14 protein-coding genes and 1 pseudogene are annotated in these 19,477 nt (G+C 46.3%); 4 read left to right on the forward strand and 11 right to left on the reverse strand.

What is annotated here, in order from left to right; all coding sequences use genetic code 11:
- Window positions 1-148: 148 nt before the first annotated feature.
- Entirely contained in the window at window positions 149-1,735 is a 1,587-nt protein-coding gene (locus ZYMOP_RS02575; protein WP_013933803.1) for a peptide chain release factor 3, read from the reverse strand.
- A gap of 312 nt (window positions 1,736-2,047) precedes the next feature.
- Window positions 2,048-2,365, reverse strand: a complete 318-nt coding sequence (locus ZYMOP_RS09195) for a CsbD family protein (protein WP_013933804.1) — start codon at window positions 2,363-2,365, stop codon at window positions 2,048-2,050.
- Between the two features lie 263 nt (window positions 2,366-2,628).
- On the opposite strand from ZYMOP_RS09195, the gene ZYMOP_RS02585 reads away from it, so the two are divergent.
- A complete protein-coding gene (locus tag ZYMOP_RS02585; RefSeq protein ID WP_013933805.1) occupies window positions 2,629-2,925 on the forward strand; it encodes an antibiotic biosynthesis monooxygenase family protein in 297 nt (98 codons plus the stop codon).
- A 74-nt stretch (window positions 2,926-2,999) separates the two neighbouring features.
- Here ZYMOP_RS02585 and thiS read toward each other — a convergent pair.
- Window positions 3,000-3,997: pseudogene (gene thiS, locus ZYMOP_RS02590) on the reverse strand (sulfur carrier protein ThiS).
- Window positions 3,998-4,075: 78 nt separating this feature from the next.
- On the opposite strand from thiS, the gene aroQ reads away from it, so the two are divergent.
- The 3 genes from aroQ (at window position 4,076) to accC (ending at window position 6,446) form a co-directional block, all read left to right on the forward strand.
- The gene (gene aroQ / locus ZYMOP_RS02600; RefSeq protein ID WP_013933806.1) at window positions 4,076-4,516 is read left to right on the forward strand and encodes a type II 3-dehydroquinate dehydratase; all 441 of its coding nucleotides are present in this window, start codon (window positions 4,076-4,078) and stop codon (window positions 4,514-4,516) included.
- A 93-nt stretch (window positions 4,517-4,609) separates the two neighbouring features.
- A complete protein-coding gene (gene accB, locus ZYMOP_RS02605; protein ID WP_013933807.1) occupies window positions 4,610-5,083 on the forward strand; it encodes an acetyl-CoA carboxylase biotin carboxyl carrier protein in 474 nt (157 codons plus the stop codon).
- A gap of 4 nt (window positions 5,084-5,087) precedes the next feature.
- Entirely contained in the window at window positions 5,088-6,446 is a 1,359-nt protein-coding gene (gene accC / locus ZYMOP_RS02610; protein ID WP_013933808.1) for an acetyl-CoA carboxylase biotin carboxylase subunit, read from the forward strand.
- 88 nt (window positions 6,447-6,534) lie between these two features.
- Here accC and cysQ read toward each other — a convergent pair whose 3' ends face one another.
- The 8 genes from cysQ to nusG form a co-directional block, all read right to left on the reverse strand.
- Window positions 6,535-7,353, reverse strand: a complete 819-nt coding sequence (gene cysQ, locus ZYMOP_RS02615) for a 3'(2'),5'-bisphosphate nucleotidase CysQ (RefSeq protein WP_013933809.1) — start codon at window positions 7,351-7,353, stop codon at window positions 6,535-6,537.
- Between the two features lie 153 nt (window positions 7,354-7,506).
- Window positions 7,507-11,691: a DNA-directed RNA polymerase subunit beta' gene (gene rpoC, locus ZYMOP_RS02620; protein WP_013933810.1), complete on the reverse strand. Its 4,185-nt coding sequence runs from the start codon at window positions 11,689-11,691 to the stop codon at window positions 7,507-7,509.
- A 90-nt stretch (window positions 11,692-11,781) separates the two neighbouring features.
- Entirely contained in the window at window positions 11,782-15,954 is a 4,173-nt protein-coding gene (gene rpoB / locus ZYMOP_RS02625; RefSeq protein WP_013933811.1) for a DNA-directed RNA polymerase subunit beta, read from the reverse strand.
- Between the two features lie 492 nt (window positions 15,955-16,446).
- Window positions 16,447-16,818, reverse strand: a complete 372-nt coding sequence (gene rplL, locus ZYMOP_RS02630; RefSeq protein ID WP_013933812.1) for a 50S ribosomal protein L7/L12 — start codon at window positions 16,816-16,818, stop codon at window positions 16,447-16,449.
- A 60-nt stretch (window positions 16,819-16,878) separates the two neighbouring features.
- Window positions 16,879-17,394 carry a 50S ribosomal protein L10 gene (gene rplJ, locus ZYMOP_RS02635; protein ID WP_013933813.1) on the reverse strand — a complete coding sequence of 172 codons (516 nt, stop codon included), beginning with the start codon at window positions 17,392-17,394 and terminating at the stop codon, window positions 16,879-16,881.
- Between the two features lie 278 nt (window positions 17,395-17,672).
- Window positions 17,673-18,374: a 50S ribosomal protein L1 gene (rplA, locus tag ZYMOP_RS02640; protein ID WP_013933814.1), complete on the reverse strand. Its 702-nt coding sequence runs from the start codon at window positions 18,372-18,374 to the stop codon at window positions 17,673-17,675.
- Between the two features lie 4 nt (window positions 18,375-18,378).
- The gene (rplK, locus tag ZYMOP_RS02645; RefSeq protein ID WP_013933815.1) at window positions 18,379-18,810 is read right to left on the reverse strand and encodes a 50S ribosomal protein L11; all 432 of its coding nucleotides are present in this window, start codon (window positions 18,808-18,810) and stop codon (window positions 18,379-18,381) included.
- 112 nt (window positions 18,811-18,922) lie between these two features.
- Window positions 18,923-19,462, reverse strand: coding sequence for a transcription termination/antitermination protein NusG (nusG, locus tag ZYMOP_RS02650; protein ID WP_013933816.1), 540 nt, complete (start codon window positions 19,460-19,462; stop codon window positions 18,923-18,925).
- Window positions 19,463-19,477: the final 15 nt, after the last annotated feature.

Consider the following 19,477-nt stretch of genomic DNA (forward strand, 5'->3'; position numbering starts at 1 on the left):
GTAGCAAATAGCCTTTCGCTAAAAAAGTAACATAATGTATATTTTTTATTCGTTTGATAATTAATCATTCATTTAATAATATAAATTTATTTCTTTATAAAAATTAATACTATATTATATTTTCTTATTAATTTATTTTTAATTATATCTATCGTCTTTCTTTGGTAGCCACAAAACGAATATCAGGATTGCGACCAGAAACGTAATTGAGTTCCCATTCATCTTTAGCCATAAATACGGGCGCTTTGTCTCGATCTTCTGCAATAGCGGATTGATGCGTGGCAATAAAACTAGCTAACAGTTTAGAATCGTCAGAAGCCAACCAACGCGCTGTCTGCCAAGGCGATTGTTCTAATGTGGCAGCAACCCGATATTCTGCCTCTAACCGTGATATCAGAACCTCTAATTGTAGCTGACCAACAACCCCAATAATCCATTGCGCACCGATAACGGGATGGAAAACGCGAATAATGCCTTCCTCTGCCATATCATCCAGCGCTTTTCTTAGCTGCTTTGATTTGGTGGGATCCGACAAAATAACACGTCGTAAAATTTCCGGTGCAAAGTCGGGTAACCCTGTAAAATTGAGATCGCTATTATTTTCGCTTAGGGTGTCCCCTACCCGTAAAGTACCATGATTAGGTATACCGATAATATCACCCGGAAAAGCTTCATCGGCTACTTCGCGATTTTGTGCGAAAAATAAAATCGGACTATGAATAGAAATTGCCTTGCCGGTACCTATCTGATTAAGTTTCATGCCCCGGCGAAAACGACCTGAACATAAACGCATAAAAGCGACCCGATCACGATGGGCAGGATTCATATTAGCCTGAACTTTAAAGATAAAGCCATTGACTGTGGGATCGTCGGGATCAATAGGGTCTGGTTGTGCGGGTTGCACCCGAGGCCCGGGGGCATGGCGCGCAATAGCTGAAATCAACTGTTCGACACCAAAATCTTTTAGAGCCGAGCCAAAATAAACAGGTGTCAAATCACCGGATTGATACGCTTTTTCATCAAAAGGCGCATAACCGATTTCAGCCAATTCCACTTCTTCCCGAAGCCGGTTCAAGGCATTATCGGAAATTAAAGACGCCAGTTTTGGATCATCTAAACCCGTAACAGCTGTCTCATCACCGGTATAAGCGTGGTTGTCTTCTGTTGAAGGTCTTAAAAGCTTTTTATTTTCAATGTCATAAAGCCCTTCAAATAACCCGCCCATACCGACTGGCCAAAGCATGGGGCTTATATCAAGGGCTAATTGATCAGCAATTTCATCAAGAAGCTCGAAAACAGGTCGCCCTTCCCGATCTACTTTATTAATAAAAGTAATAATCGGTACAGAGCGAAGGCGACAAACTTCAAAAAGTTTACGGGTCTGGGCTTCAATACCTCTTGCCGCATCAATAACCATAATAGCCGAATCAACAGCGGTTAGAGTACGATAGGTATCTTCCGAAAAATCTTCATGTCCTGGTGTATCCAACAGGTTAAAAGTCAAACCTTGATATTCAAAGGTCATGACAGAAGACGTTACTGAAATACCGCGTTGCTGCTCAATTTTCATCCAGTCAGAACGGGCGCGACGATTATCACCGCGGGCTTTCACTTCACCCGCTAGATGAATAGCGCCTCCAAAATATAATAGTTTCTCCGTCAGCGTCGTTTTACCGGCATCAGGATGAGAAATAATAGCGAATGTGCGTCGATCTGGGCGTGCGTTAGAAGTCATGAAACCTGAATCAGATTAAAAGCCTGTTAGAAAAGCGCTCCTATAAAATAGCGCTGTGGTCGGGAAGGCTTGATCCCCAACCGCTTCAGAATGACATGAACAAAAATAAGGATTTTAGCAAGCAAAAGGCCCTATCTTTAAGAAAGGAAAAAATTGGCGCGGTAAAAAATTAGCTTAATTTATATATTTTTTATAAAATTCAACAATAAAAATATTGAAAAATTTTAATATTTTTGGGTCATTATAGCAAAAAAAAACGCGTCTATCTTTAGAATAGACGCGCTATAATAAGGAGAGGGAATTTAAAAAAAACTATGATTTAATGTCTCGCATAACTTTTTTACTTTTTGACTTAGCTTCAGATTTATGTTCCTGTGCCGAGTCTTTTAAATCCTCATATTTATCTTTTGCACTTTCTTTAAGATCTTCGAAAGTGTCTTTAACTTTGTCAATACCATCGCTTAAGGCTTCTTTGGCCGCACCCAGCGCTTTGCTAGCAGCCCCTTGAGCCTGATCCATGATACCTTTGCTCTGTAGTTCAGGATCATCGAAAGCTTTTCCGACTTTCTCTTTACCTTTACCAAGGGTTTGTTGTGCAGAGCCTTTTAATTTATCATAAGTCCCAGACATTTCGACCTCCTCAATTAATTACCTGAATTCTAGGTTAATCTACCCAAAAAGTAGATAATCCTTAGAATAAAATACGTGAGACATTTTATAGTATTAATAACGAAGAGATTGATGAGAAGGTTCCTGAAATATTGAATTTATTTTTTTAGCAATGCTTTTTACAATTTGCAGGAAACTTTATGAATTTCTGTTCATATTGATTAAAATTTTAACCTTCATTCTTAACATTAACCTTCATTCTCAACCGATTACGGAGATTATTTATGATTTACGAATTTTTACAAATTTCTATTAAGGAAGATACAGATAGTGAATTTATTGCGGCTGTTGAGAAAGCCAAACCTTTATTTTTAAATTCTCCTGGTTGCGAAGGCTTAGAATTGACGCGCTCGCATGAACATAAAGGTCGTTTTTGTTTAATTATACGCTGGGCTTCGATAGAGGCACATGTGGAAGGTTTTCGGAAATCAGATGCCCTGCCTAAATGGCGCGCTTTGGCCAACCAATATTTTGCAGAACCACCGCGGGGCGAGCATCTTATCCCCGTTTTTGAGGTTTAAATAGTAAAAGGCAGGCTTTCGCCTGCCTTTTACCATCATCGATAACTAATTGCTGAAAGATATAAGGTAAAAAATCAAATTAGACCTGCCAACGGGCTTGATGGATCGGCATACAATCGGCGTCCCATACGGCCCGCCCGATAGGCCAAACGACCTGCTTCTACCGAAGCTTTCATGGCCTGTGCCATCATGACGGGGTCCTTAGCTTCTGCGATAGCGGTATTCATCAACACCCCTTCACAACCCAATTCCATCGCAACAGCGGCATCCGAGGCGGTACCAACGCCTGCATCAACCAACACAGGCACATTAGCCCCTTCGACAATAAGACGAATCATAACCTGATTTTGTAAGCCCAATCCTGACCCAATGGGGGCCCCTAGCGGCATGATAGCTACAGCCCCGGCATCTTCTAATCTTTTAGCCATGATGGGATCGTCACTACAATAAACCATTGGCTGAAAGCCTTCTTTGACAAGCTGTTCAGTGGCTTTAAGTGTTTCGATCATATCAGGATAAAGCGTCCGAGCTTCACCTAAAACCTCTAATTTGACTAATGTCCAGCCACCCGCTTCTCTTGCTAGCCGTAAAGTTCTCAAAGCTTCATCGGCTGTAAAACAACCCGCTGTATTGGGTAAAAAACAGTATTTCTTCGGATCAATATAATCTGTCAACATAGGTGCAGAAGTATCGGTTAAATTAACACGACGCACAGCAACCGTTACAATTTCAGCACCCGAGGCGACTAAAGCAGCAGCATTTTGGGCATAGTCTTTATACTTACCCGTACCAACAATAAGCCGTGAATTGAAGGTTCGACCTGCAACTGACCAACTATCTTTGTGAGACATTATTTATTACCTCCACCAACAAAATGAACGATTTCCAGTTGATCGCCCGCTTCAATTGTCACATTGCCAAGTTCAGAACGTGGCACAATTTCAAGATTGCGCTCAACGGCTACTTTAGCAGGGTTTAAACCAATTTCTTTCGCAAGACCGGCAATTGTTGTTCCGGCTCTAACCTGATGGGGTTCACCATTAAGCTTGATATTGATGACACTATCACTCATGAAAAGCTGCCTTTGCCTGAGAAATGTTTTCTGTCCTATAAAGAGCCTTTACCCTTACTCGCAACCGGAAGTAACATTATGGCAGAAAAGCCGACAATATTTATTCTTAATGGGCCTAATCTGAACCTTTTGGGTTTAAGAGAGCCTGACATTTACGGTCATGAAACGCTTGATGACATTGCGGATAGCCTTGAAGATCGCGCTTTAGAACTGAATGTTGCGGTTGATATCCGACAATCTAACCATGAAGGCCATTTAATTGATTGGCTACAGGAAGCACAAGCTGTAAAGGCAAAAGCCGTTATCTTGAATGCAGCAGCGTATACCCATACATCTGTTGCGATTTATGATGCAATCAGAGCAATCTCGGTACCGGTGATTGAAGTTCACTTGTCGAATCCCCATGCTCGTGAGTTTTTCCGTCATAAAAGTTATGTCGGTGAAGCGGCCTTGGGGACAATTTCGGGTTTTGGCGCAAAAAGCTACCTTCTTGCGCTGGACGCCGCCGCCAAGCTCTGACATGGCAGAGTCAGTATAACTGTCCGGTTATCGTAGGCTATGTCGAATAGTTTAAAAATACCGGACAGATGGAATAATTTGATGAGCGTAAGAATGACAGAAAAACACAAAGAAGCCATGCAGGTCGATCCCGAACTGGTTAATCAACTCGCAAAATTACTCGACGAGACCAACCTAACCGAAATCGAAGTACAAGATGGTGACCGCCGTATTCGTGTCGTTCGTAACGCTACGGTCTATGCCGCCCCCACAACTATGGCCGTACCAACTGCGGCTATGCCCGCTCCCGCTGCCCCGCCCGCAGCTCCAGCCGGAGTGCCCCTTGCCGATCATCCGGGTACCGTGCATTCACCCATGGTAGGCACTGTCTATCTTGCACCTGAACCCGAAGCCTCTAATTTTATTCACGTGGGCGACAAGGTTGAAAAGGGAGCAACTTTGCTGATTGTTGAAGCCATGAAAGTTATGAATCCGATTGTTGCCCCCAAAAGTGGGGTCGTAACTTCAATTATGGTAGAAAATGCTCAGCCGGTCGAATTTGATCAGCCGCTGGTAGTAATAGAGTAACTCTGTGGCCATCAAAAAAATCCTTATCGCCAATCGTGGCGAAATCGCTCTTCGTATTCATCGCGCTTGCCATGAAATGGGCATCAGCACCGTTGCTGTCCATTCAACAGCCGATGACGAAGCCATGCATGTTCGTCTGGCAGATGAGACGGTCTGTATCGGGCCAGCACCTGCTGGTGAAAGCTATCTTAATATCCCCAATATTATTGCTGCCGCTGAAATTTCTGGCGCAGATGCGATTCATCCGGGATATGGCTTTTTATCTGAAAATGCGCGCTTTGCTGAAATTGTTGAAAGTCATGAATTAATCTGGATTGGGCCCAAGCCCGAGCATATTCGAATCATGGGCGATAAAGTCGAAGCAAAGCGGACAGCGGGTAGATTGGGTTTGCCCTTGGTGCCCGGATCAGATGGTCCTATTCATAATTTTGCTGAGGCAAAGGCAACCGCTGATGAAATCGGTTACCCGGTTCTCATTAAAGCGGCATCCGGCGGCGGTGGTCGGGGTATGAAGGTCGTCCCTTCGGAAGATCAACTTGAAGTGCTAATGGCACAAGCCAAATCAGAATCCAAAGCGGCTTTTGGCGATGATACCATTTATATGGAAAAGTATCTCAGTGCGCCCCGCCATATTGAATTCCAGATTTTCGGGGATGGAGAAGGTAAAGCCATTCACTTAGGGGAGCGTGATTGCTCCTTACAGCGTCGCCATCAAAAAGTTTTGGAGGAAGCGCCTTCCCCTGTTATTTCCGCAGAACAGCGGGCTGAAATGGGCGCAATTGTCTCCAAGGCGATGTCTGATATGGCTTATCGCGGGGCGGGTACCATTGAATTTCTTTACGAAAATGGCCAGTTCTACTTTATTGAAATGAATACCCGTTTACAAGTTGAACACCCCGTAACAGAAGCCGTTACCGGTCTCGATTTAGTGCGTGAACAAATCCGTATCGCAGAGGGTAAGGGTTTATCACGCACCCAAGATCAGATTGTATTATCAGGACATGCGATTGAATGTCGGATCAATGCTGAAGACCCTGATAATTTTACCCCGTCACCGGGTACCGTCAAAAATTATCATGTTCCTGGTGGATTTGAAGTTCGGATTGATAGCGGCCTTTACAATGGTTATACCATTCCACCCTATTATGACAGTATGATTGCTAAGCTGATCGTTCACGGGGAAACCCGTAGCGAAGCTATCAGTCGTCTTTCACGCTCTTTAGAAGAATTCATTATTGATGGTATCAAAACGACGATACCTCTTCAGCGTTCGCTTTTAGAGAAGCAAGCCTTTGTTGATGGTGACTATACCATTAAATCGCTTGAACAATGGCTAGAAGAAAAAAGTCTGAAAAAATTCTAATATTTATCCTTAGCATTCTAAAATTAATTATATGAAAAAGAGCCGTAGAAGTACGGCTCTTTTTTTGTAATATTTGGCCTAAGAAAAATTAAGACTGAGGGGGTAATAAAGGCTGTTCTGCCCCATAAGCAATAAACCCGGGATTTAGATAACCGGGCTTTCCATAGAGTAAAGCTTCACCGTCAACAGTTACAACATTGCCACCAGCGGCCAAAAGAATGGCATGTCCGGCAGCCGTATCCCATTCATGGGTTGGCGATAAACGGGGATAGATGTCGGCTTTTCCTTCTGCCAACCAGCAAAATTTCAATGAAGATCCCGCCTTTATTCTTTCTCCAACCGGTAAGCTATCCAAATAAGCCTCTGTCGCCGGATTATTATGAGAAAAAGAGGTCATAACATCTAGCTTCTCACTAGGTTGACGGGTCGTAATAGCCGTGTGATTTAAAAATTCTTGATTAGGTTCAACTTTTGCGGTCCATGCAGATTTTGCCAAGACATCGCCTCCATATATCTGGCCGGTAGCAGGCGCATAAATAACCCCCAAAATCGGCATACCCTTTTTGATGAGGGCAATATTAACCGTGAATTCATCCCGTTTATTAATAAACTCTTTGGTTCCATCGATGGGATCAACTAAAAAGAAGCTGTCTGTGTTGTACCCTTTTTTTGTTGCAGCATATTGTTCTTCCGCGATGACAGCGACACCCGGCTGCAGCTTCTTCAATCCTTCTAAAATGATAGCTTCGGCTTCCCGATCTGCACGGGTGACGGGACTGTCGTCTTCCTTAGTCATGACAGTGAAGTCACCATGATAAATTTCTAGAGCTTTTTCACCGGCCTGTAAGGCGATTTGAACTAATCCTTCCAATAAAGCGGCCTGAGGTGAAAGTGATGGTATAAGCATAAATATCTCCTTGAGGCTGAAGGCTTTTCGGAAGAAAATCCTTCTTTCCTATCTAAAGTTTCTCTAAAAATAAGTGTAAATTTTTTAAAAGCCAAAAAAAAGGCAGCGCTTTTCGAAGCGCTGCCCCTTTAATAAAAATAAGCGATTGAGCCGTTATTCAGCAGCATCCGTTGTTTCAGGCGTTTCCGTCACATCGACTTCAAAACCGATGGAGGGTTGACCAAAATCAACCGTCTTTTGGGCTGCCCGTAGAGCCGCATCACGACTATTGGCCGTTACACGCATCCGCTTCATGGCAGCACCCGTACCAGCCGGGATCAGACGTCCGACGATGACGTTTTCTTTAAGACCGCTTAAGGTATCAATCTTACCTTGGACAGCGGCCTCGGTAAGAACGCGGGTCGTTTCCTGGAAGGAGGCGGCAGAAATAAAGCTGCGGGTCTGAAGCGAAGCTTTAGTGATACCTAACAGAATAGGCATAGCCTGCGCTGGTTCCTGACCTTCGGCTTCCAGCTTGGCATTAACCGCCTCGAAGTCTTCTTTTTCGACCTGTTCACCCGGTAAGAAGATACTATCTCCAGCCTGCGTAATTTCAACTTTAAGCAACATCTGACGAACGATCGTTTCAATGTGCTTATCGTTAATTTTCACACCTTGCAGACGGTACACTTCCTGAATTTCCGAAACAAGATATTCAGCCAAGGCTTCAACACCCAGAACTTCCAGAATATCATGCGGATCAGGGCTACCACTGATCAGATTGTCACCCCGTTTGACGTGGTCACCTTCCTGAGCATCAATAACCTTGGATTTCGGCACCAGATATTCGATTGGCTCTGAACCATCATCTGGACGGATGATAACTTTCCGTTTGGCTTTATAATCTTTACCAAATTCGACGCGACCAGACACTTTCGCAATGATCGCATTTTCTTTTGGTTTCCGGGCTTCGAACAGCTCGGCCACACGTGGCAGACCACCGGTAATATCACGCGTTTTAGCCGATTCACGGCTGACACGCGCAAGAACGGTACCGGCCAAGACTTCTTGTCCGTCATCGACCGAAATAACCGTACCCGGTGACAGCATGTAACGGGCAGTTTCGCCAGAATCACCATTTAACAAAGTTAAACGTGGGCGAAGGTCTTCTTTACCCCGTGGTGCGCGATATTCCACTACCACGCGTTGAGAAATACCCGTTGCTTCGTCGACCTGTTCTGTCAGGGTCTGATTCTCTACCAAATCCTGATATTTGACGACGCCCGCACTTTCCGTCAGCACTGGAATGGTGAAAGGATCCCATTCGGCCAGTCGATCGCCCTTCTTCACCATATCACCATCTTCATGCAGCAAATGGGCACCCAGAAGGATACGGCTTGAGGCAAGTTCACGACCGTCAGCACCCATCAATGCCAATTCACCCGTACGGCTAAGCGCAATCAGCTTACCCTGAGGGTCAATAATGGTACGAAGATCACGATATTCCAGACGACCATCCGTGACAGCTTCAAGATGAGACTGTTCATTTAACTGAGCAGCACCACCAATATGGAAGGTACGCATCGTCAACTGAGTACCCGGTTCACCGATTGACTGTGCCGCAATAACGCCGACAGCTTCACCGATATTAACCGGCGTACCACGCGCAAGATCACGACCATAACAAGCGGCACAAACCCCGCCATGGGATTCACAGACCAACGGACTACGGATTTTTACAGACTGGATACCAATATCTTCGATAACAGCGATATGCGCTTCATCGAGCAGCGTGCCTACGGCGATCGCTGTTTTACCGTCGGTACCGATAATATCTTCCGCTAAAGTCCGTCCAAGGATACGTTCACCCAAAGAGGCAATAACATTACCGCCCTGTGTAATGGCCTTCATCTCAAGCGCGCGTTCGGTACCGCAATCCTCTTCAACGACCACACAATCCTGACTGACGTCCACAAGACGACGGGTCAAGTAACCAGAGTTAGCCGTCTTCAATGCGGTATCCGCAAGACCCTTTCGAGCACCATGGGTAGAGTTAAAGTATTCAAGAACGGTCAAACCTTCCTTGAAGTTCGAGATGATCGGCGTTTCGATGATTTCACCTGATGGTTTCGCCATCAAACCGCGCATACCAGCCAGCTGTTTAATCTGGGCAGCAGAACCACGGGCACCGGAATGCGCCATCATGTAAATAGCGTTAACCGGCAATTCCCGTCCATCTGGTCCTTTATGAACCATCTGGATTTCTTTCATCATCTCGGCCGCAACACGATCACCACAACGCGACCATGCATCGATGACCTTGTTGTATTTTTCCTGCTGCGTGATCAAACCATCCTGATACTGTTGTTCAAAATCTTGAACCAGACCACGGGTTTCTTCAACCAGGGCTTCTTTCGCCGCAGGAACGATCATATCGTCCTTACCGAAGGAAATGCCTGCCTTACAAGCGTATTTGAAGCCTAGCGACATGATCGCATCGGCAAACAATACCGTATCCTTCTGACCCGTATGACGGTAAACGGTATCGATGACATCACCGATATCTTTTTTCGTCAACAAACGGTTGATCGTTTCAAAAGGAACCTTGAAGTTTTTCGGCAGGGTTTCACCCAACAGCATACGACCCGGCGTAGTTTCAACCCGCTTCATGTAGGTCTCACCCTGCTCGTCCACCTGTGGCACACGGCTGGTGATTTTGCTGTGCAACGTAACCGCACCGACATTTAAGGCCTGATGCACTTCCGTCATATTGGCAAGACGCATACCTTCACCCGGTTCATTTTCTTTCGCCATGGAAAGATAATAAATACCGAGAACCATATCCTGCGACGGCACAATAATAGGCTTACCATTGGCCGGTGACAGAATATTATTGGTAGACATCATTAGCACGCGCGCTTCAAGCTGTGCTTCAAGGGATAGTGGCACATGAACGGCCATCTGATCACCATCAAAGTCAGCATTAAAGGCCGAGCAGACCAGAGGATGAAGCTGGATAGCTTTACCTTCGATCAAAACGGGTTCAAATGCCTGAATACCCAAGCGATGCAAGGTTGGTGCACGGTTTAACATCACGGGATGTTCGCGGATAACCTCTTCCAGAATATCCCAAACTTCTTTCCGCTCTTTTTCAACCCATTTCTTAGCTTGCTTCAAGGTCATTGAAAGACCTTTCGCATCAAGCCGCGAATAGATGAAGGGCTTAAAGAGTTCGAGCGCCATTTTCTTAGGCAGACCGCACTGATGTAATTTCAGCTCCGGCCCCGTCGTGATGACAGAACGACCTGAATAGTCAACGCGTTTACCCAACAGATTCTGACGGAAACGCCCCTGCTTACCTTTCAGCATATCTGATAAGGATTTCAGCGGACGTTTGTTACCCCCTGTAATCGTGCGACCGCGACGTCCATTATCAAACAGGGCATCGACCGCTTCTTGCAACATCCGTTTTTCATTGCGGACAATGATATCCGGTGCACGGAGATCCATCAGCCGCTTTAAACGGTTGTTACGGTTAATAACCCGACGATAAAGATCATTAAGGTCAGAGGTCGCAAAACGCCCTCCATCCAACGGCACCAACGGACGTAATTCTGGTGGAATAACCGGAATAACTTCCAGAATCATCCATTCAGGGCGGTTACCAGATTCGATGAAGCTTTCGACAACCTTCAAACGTTTGATAATCTTCTTCGGCTTCAGCTCTGATTTAGTATGCTTCAGCTCTTCAAGAAGATCTTCGCGCTCGGTTTCAAGATCAAGGGCTTCTAAAAGCTTCTTAACTGCTTCAGCACCGATACCCGCCGAGAAAGCATCTTCCCCATACTGATCCTGCGCATCAAGCAGTTCATCTTCAGTCAAAAGCTGGAATTTTTTGAGCGGGCTCAAACCCGGCTCAATAACGATATAGCTTTCGAAATAAAGGACCCGTTCGAGTTGCTTCAACTGCATATCAAGCAGAAGACCGATACGGCTTGGTAAGGATTTTAGGAACCAGATATGCGCAACCGGCGCTGCTAGTTCAATATGACCCATCCGCTCACGGCGCACCTTGGAAACGGTGACTTCAACGCCGCATTTTTCGCAGACGATGCCTTTATATTTCATGCGCTTATACTTGCCGCATAAGCATTCGTAATCTTTAATCGGGCCAAAGATACGTGCGCAGAAAAGACCATCCCGTTCCGGTTTAAAGGTACGGTAATTGATCGTTTCAGGCTTTTTTATCTCGCCATAAGACCATGAACGGATCCGCTCAGGAGAAGCGATGCTGATCTGGATGTGATCAAAATGCTCCGGACTAGCAAGCGGATTGGCAAAATTAGCTAATTCGTTCATTCTCAATCCCTTCATAGAAAGGGCCAATAGATAAGGCAGGGGCACATGGTACAGCGATTAGAGCCATACCATGTGTAGGAAGATCAGCGTTTATTCAGCGGCTACCTGAAAACTGCCATCGTCTTCATCCTGCGCCTTGGTCGTCTTAAGCTCGACGTTCAGCCCCAGACTGTGCATTTCCTTGACAAGCACATTGAAGCTTTCAGGAATGCCCGCCTCAAAGGTGTCATCGCCCTTTACAATGGCTTCATAAACCTTGGTTCTGCCGACGACATCATCAGATTTGACCGTCAGCATTTCCTGTAAGGTATAAGCAGCCCCATAAGCCTGCAACGCCCAAACTTCCATTTCACCGAAGCGCTGGCCACCGAACTGTGCTTTACCACCCAGCGGCTGCTGCGTGACAAGACTATAGGGGCCAATGGAACGGGCATGGATTTTGTCATCGACCAAATGATGCAGTTTAAGCATATAAATATACCCAACCGTCACCTTACGATCGAACTGTTCACCTGTCCGACCATCGTAAAGCTCAACCTGTCCAGAATCATCGACACCGGCCAGAGCTAACATGTCGGAAATATCTTCAGGTTTGGCACCATCGAAAACCGGCGTTGCCATAGGCACACCATTTTTCAAAAGGCCAGCCATCTCAACGATCTGGGCATCGCTACGCGCATTGATATCGTCTGTATATTTCTCGCCATAGACTTCCAACAGCCGTTCTTTCACAGCTTCGGGTGGAGAGAAATCCCATTCGTAACGATCAGCATTCGCTTCACGCCATTCATCAAGAGCATTACGGATTTTAGCACCCAGACCACGAGCAGCCCAACCCAAATGGGTTTCGAAGATCTGACCGATGTTCATACGACTTGGCACACCCAATGGGTTAAGCACAATATCGACAGGCGTCCCATCCGCAAGGAAAGGCATATCTTCAGGTGGCAAGATACGGCTGATAACCCCTTTGTTACCATGACGACCGGCCATCTTATCACCTGGCTGAAGCTTACGCTTCACGGCGACAAAGACTTTTACCATTTTCAGAACACCCGGTGGTAATTCATCACCCCGTTGTGCTTTTTCAACGCGATCTTCAAACCGCTTCCGAATGATCTCATCAGCACTATCATACTGATTTTTGATCGCTTCGAGGTCAGCCTGACGTGCATCGTCGATTACCGCAAATTTGAACCATTTATGGGGTTCAACAGAGACGAGCACTTCCTCGTCAATTACGGCACCTTTTGGGATAGTTTTGAGCGGAGCAGCAGCCACCTGCTGACCCATCAATACTTCCTGAAGCTGCGCATAGGTGGCGCGATTCAAAATCGCGCGTTCATCCTCACGGTCTTTCGTCAAACGCTCAATTTCTTCGCGTTCGATAGCCATTGCGCGTTCATCTTTATCCACACCATGACGGTTAAAGACACGAACATCGACAATAGTACCCGCAACACCGGGGGGCAGACGTAAGGAGGTATCGCGAACATCCGACGCTTTTTCACCAAAAATGGCGCGCAGCAATTTTTCTTCTGGCGTCATGGGGCTTTCGCCCTTGGGGGTGATTTTACCGACTAAAATATCGCCCGGCTGCACTTCTGCACCGATATAAACGATACCGGCTTCATCAAGGTTGCGAAGGGCATCCTCGCCGACATTCGGAATATCACGGGTAATATCTTCCGGCCCAAGCTTGGTATCCCGTGCCATTACTTCAAATTCATCAATGTGAATTGAAGTGAACACGTCATCCTTCACAATGCGTTCGGAAATCAGAATGGAATCTTCATAGTTATAACCATTCCAAGGCATAAAGGCGACGAGCACATTGCGCCCTAACGCCAATTCACCCATTTCGGTGGAAGGCCCATCCGCTAACACATCACCGGCATTCACAATATCGCCAACACTTACCAACGGACGCTGGTTAATGCAGGTTGATTGATTAGAACGCTGGAATTTCATTAACCGATAGATGTCGACACCGGGTTTGCCAGCTTCGACTTCGCCGGTTGTACGGATAACGATACGAGAAGCATCAACCTGATCGACGATACCGGAACGTCTGGCCGAGATGGCAGCTCCAGAATCACGTGCGACGGTTTCTTCCATTCCGGTACCAACAAACGGTGCTTCTGCCCGAACTAACGGAACAGCCTGCCGCTGCATGTTGGAACCCATCAAAGCGCGGTTAGCATCATCGTTTTCAAGGAACGGAATGAGAGAGGCTGCTACCGAAACCAACTGTTTCGGGCTCACATCCATCAACGTAACCTGTTCACGCGGAGCCATGAGGAATTCACCCGCTTCACGTGCAGAAACCAGATCTTCCACAAAATGCCCTTCGGCATCTAATTCTGCGTTAGCCTGTGCAACCGTGTAACGGCTTTCTTCCATTGCGGAAAGATAGACAACCTCATTTGTTACCTTGTGATCGACGACCTTACGATAAGGCGTTTCGATAAAGCCATATTTGTTAATACGGCTAAAGGTAGCAAGCGAGTTAATCAGGCCGATATTCGGACCTTCTGGCGTTTCAATCGGGCAGATACGACCATAATGCGTAGGATGAACGTCGCGCACTTCAAAGCCCGCACGTTCACGCGTTAGACCACCCGGCCCAAGCGCTGAAACACGACGTTTATGCGTGACTTCAGAAAGCGGGTTGGTCTGATCCATAAATTGTGAAAGCTGCGAAGAACCGAAGAATTCACGAACCGCGGCAACCGCTGGTTTCGCATTAATCAGATCATTCGGCATCACCGTTGAGACATCAACCGAGGACATGCGCTCTTTAACGGCGCGTTCCATGCGGAGAAGACCTACACGATACTGATTTTCTAGCAATTCACCGACAGAACGGACACGACGGTTACCGAGGTTATCGATATCGTCGACTTCTCCCTTACCATCTTTTAGATCAACCAGCGTTTTTACAACGGCCAGAATATCTTCAGCGCGTAAGGTAGTCGTTGTATCCGGACAATCCAGATCAAGACGCATATTCAATTTTACGCGACCAACAGCGGATAAGTCATAACGTTCTGGATCGAAGAACAAACCATAGAAAAGGGCTTCAGCCGTTTCCTTGGTGGGCGGTTCCCCCGGACGCATAACACGATAGATCTCGGCCAGGGCATGGTCGCGATCTTCGGCTTTATCTGCCTTTAAGGTATTCCGAATCCATGGACCCGTTGAAACGTGGTCAATATCCAAAAGATCAAGAGTGACGACACCGGCATTATCCAGTAATTCCAGATTTTCAGGCGTGACTTCATCACCTGCCTCAATCCAGATACGTCCCGTTGATTCTTCGATAATATCGTAGGCGGAATAGTGACCGTAAATTTCTTCAGTCGGAATGAGAAGCGTTTCTAAACCATCCCGTCCGGCTTTATTGGCGGCACGTGGAGAAATTTTCTGACCCGCTGGAAAGATAACCTCGCCGGTATCGCCATTAACGATATCAAAAATCGGTTTACGACCACGCCAGCTTTCAGCGATATAAGGCACCTTCCAGCCCCCGTCACCACGGACGAAAGTGATCGTATTATAAAAATGATGCAGAATCTGTTCTGCATTCAGGCCTAAAGCATAGAGTAGGCTCGTAACCGGTAACTTGCGCTTACGGTCAATCCGAACATTAACAATATCTTTGGCATCGAATTCAAAATCGAGCCAAGAACCACGATAAGGAATAACACGGGCAGCAAACAGGTATTTACCTGAAGAATGCGTTTTACCTTTATCATGATCAAACAGAACACCCGGGCTACGATGCATCTGGCTGACAATAACGCGTTCTGTACCATTGATGAAGAAGGTACCATTCCGCGTCATGAGGGGCATGTCACCCATATAGACATCTTGTTCTTTAATATCGAGAACAGAACGGGTGTCAGTGTCGGGATCGACTTCAAAAACGATCAGACGCAAGGTGACGCGCATCGGTGCAGCATAGGTAATACCCCGCTGACGACATTCATCTACGTCAAATTTGGGTTCTTCAAGCTCATACTGAACAAAATCCAGCTCAGCCACGCCCCCAAAATCACGGATCGGGAAGACAGACCGAAGTGTCTTTTCTAATCCCGAAACATAATTATCCTGTGGGCGTGAACGCAGAAAGTTTTCATAACTATCACGCTGAACTTCAATCAGATTCGGCATATCCACTACTTCATGGATATTACCAAACATCTTGCGAATACGCTTCTTCATACTCGCATGGCCGATAGCAGATGCCTTGGTCGCCATATAATCCTCACGCTTCTCAACCGGTCGCCTTGTTAGGGGCGGACTCCTGCCGACAAAGAGTTTATCTCTTGGACAAGATATAAAACTGTTTTATCGGTTTGGCCGAATGCCTTAATGCACATTGCTATAGACAACAAAAAGCCGCGACACATCGAAGGTATCGCAGCTGTCAGCGTCTTTTGCCTGTAGTTTCCTATACTTAGATCCCTGCGCAAGATGGATCTTATCCCGAAAAACTAACAGGAAAGCTTAAATATAAAAATATCTAAGCGTTTACTATGATAGCAATATAGGGAGGCTATCGGTAATTGTCGAGAGGGCACTCGATTTTTTATCTAAAAAAATTATAAATTTTTATAGAAGCAGATTTTTTCCAACGAAGTTTTAAAAAAGTAGAATTATCCGCAACCAAAAATTGGACTCTATATAAACAAAAAAGGCGGCCTTAGGATAAGACCGCCCTTTTTTATAAGGCTTAAGAAGCTTTAAAGCTTACTTCAGCTCAACGGTAGCACCGGCGGCTTCAAGCTGCTTTTTCAGCTTTTCAGCTTCGTCCTTAGCAACGCCTTCTTTGACGGGCTTCGGAGCACCTTCGACGAGCGCTTTAGCATCCGTCAAGCCAAGACCCGTGATTGCACGGACTTCCTTAATGACGTTGATCTTCTTGCCACCGTCACCGGTGAGGATCACATCAAATTCGGTCTTTTCTTCAGCAGCAGCAGCGCCAGCAGCAGCAGGAGCAGCAACAGCAACAGCGGCAGAAGCAGAAACGCCCCATTTGTCTTCGAGAAGCTTAGAAAGTTCAGCAGCTTCAAGAACGGTCAGCGCGGACAGATCTTCAACAATTTTTTCTAAATCAGCCATGATTAACTCCGTAGCGGGGTAAAAATATGCCCCGTGGTTTCAGTTGTTTACTCAAAAAAATCAGGCAGCATCTTTGGCGGCATAAGCACCAAAAACACGTGCAAGCTGACTGGCGGGAGCCTGAATCGTCTGGGCGATTTTGGTTGCAGGTGCACTGATGAGACCCACAATTTTCGCACGCAGTTCGTCCAGGGACGGCAGTTCAGCAAGCGCCTGCACGCCAGCCGTATCGAGGAGAACGTTACCCATGACCGCGCCAACGATTTCCAACTTTTGGTTGGTCTTCGCGAATTCGACCGCTACTTTGGCAGCAGCAACCGGATCCGGTGACGTGGCAAGAGCCGTTGGACCCGTCAGCAATTCGCTGAGCGGAGCCTGCGGCGTTCCTTCGACGGCAATGCGGGCGAGCTTGTTTTTAGCCACTTTGAAGCTGGCACCGGCTTCACGCATTTTTGAACGCAACACAGTGGACTGTGCAACGGTCAAACCGAGATTACGGGTGACAACAATGACACCTGACTCAGCAAACGCGCTTTTAAGACCGGCAACCAGCTCAACCTTTTGAGCTCGTTCCATGCCTCACTCCTTATACGTTGCCTCAATGACCATCCATTAAGGCATTCAAAGTCATCAGATAAATACGCCATCTGATAACTTGTCCGAGGGGTTCGGCAACCAGTCTTAGTTTGCACTTAAAGCCGGTTAAACACTGAAACCCCGTCTATGCGGGTGATTAAGATAGAAAAACCTATCTCCCGCAGTCTCGGACGGCACTGGTTCTGGATAAAAATTCTATCCAAAACAAACTATAAAAAACTTTTCAGGCGGGTCTTTAAAGAAAGACCCGATGAAGATCAAGCCGCAGCAGGAAGATCGGCGATATCAATATCGATACCAGGGCCCATCGTGGAAGAAAGCGCAATTTTCTTCACATAACGACCTTTGGCACCGGCTGGTTTTGCTTTTAACAGAGCATCAACCAACGCATCGAAATTGGCGCGAATATCTTCTGCAGAGAAGCTCGCTTTACCAATACCGCTATGGATAATACCGGTACGATCGACACGATATTCAACCTGACCGCCCTTGGCCGCTTTCACGGCTTCCGTGACATTCATCGTCACCGTGCCAAGCTTAGGGTTAGGCATCATACCCTTTGGCCCAAGAATCTTACCTAAACGACCAACAACACCCATCATGTCAGGGGTTGCAATGCAACGATCGAAGTCAATCGTGCCGCCTTGAATAGCATCCATCAGATCTTCTGCGCCCACGACTTCTGCACCAGCGGCCTTGGCTTCTTCGGCCTTAGGTCCACGGGCGAAAACACCGACGCGAACATTTTTACCCGTACCCTTAGGCAGAGTCACAACGCCACGAACCATCTGATCAGCATGACGCGGATCAACACCAAGGTTAACGGCCAATTCAATGGTTTCATCGAATTTAGACGTTGCATATTGACGCACCAGCGCAATAGCTTCTTCTACGGTGTAGAGTTTCGTCTTATCAACGCCGGCTGCAATAGCTTTCGCTTTTTTTGAGAGTTTAGCCATCTAATCAGCCCTCCACCACTTCGAGGCCCATAGCACGGGCAGAACCTTCGATGATGCGCGTTGCTGCATCGACATCATTTGCGTTAAGATCAGGCATCTTGGTGTTAGCGATCTCAACAATCTGGGAGCGCTTGATTTTACCAGCTACAGCCTTACCCGGTTCTTTAGAACCAGATTTCAAGTTGAGCGCCTTTTTCAGAAGGTAAGATACAGGGGGCATCTTGCTTTCAAAAGAGAAAGAACGGTCAGCATAAACTGTAATGATGGTTGGAAGCGGAGTACCTGGCTCCATACCCTGCGTTTTGGCATTGAAAGCCTTGCAGAATTCCATAATGTTAACGCCGCGCTGACCCAAAGCTGGACCGATTGGCGGACTTGGATTAGCTTTACCTGCCGGCACCTGCAGCTTAATATAGCCGGTAATCTTTTTTGCCATTTTATTCACCCTTTTTCAGGTTGAGCGGTTTACCGGTGACCCCTGTGGTCACCTCCCGCAAAAGGCTTCAATTTTTGTATTGAAGCCTAATTCTTAATAATTTCAGTAAAATTTACTCGGCGCGTTCAACCTGTTCAAACTCTAATTCAACAGGCGTTGCACGACCAAAAATGGAAACAGACACTTTAACTCTTGCGCGGTCAAAATCGAGATCTTCAACGACACCATTAAAGCTAGCAAAGGGGCCTTCAAGCACTTTCACTTGATCACCGATTTCAAAATCGACCTTGATCTGTGACTTTTTGCCCGCCACTTCAGCCTCAGCTTTACGATTGAGGATATGATCAGCCTCGGCATCACTAATAGGTTGAGGTTTTCCAGAAGATCCCAGGAAACCGGTTACCTTCGGTGTATTTTTAACTAGATGATACACATCTTCGTTCATATTCAACTTGGCAAGAACGTATCCGGGAAAGCATTTCCGCTCGACAGCTACTTTTTTACCACGACGAACTTCAACGGCTTGTTCAGTTGGAACTTCGATAGCCTCGACAAGATGCTGAAGACCTAAACGATCAGCCTCGGAAGCTACCGCTTCTTTAACCTTATTCTCAAAACCGGAATAAGCGTGAATAATATACCAGCGCGACATGAAACCAAAAATCCC

Source organism: Zymomonas mobilis subsp. pomaceae ATCC 29192 (assembly GCF_000218875.1).
Lineage (GTDB): Bacteria > Pseudomonadota > Alphaproteobacteria > Sphingomonadales > Sphingomonadaceae > Zymomonas > Zymomonas pomaceae.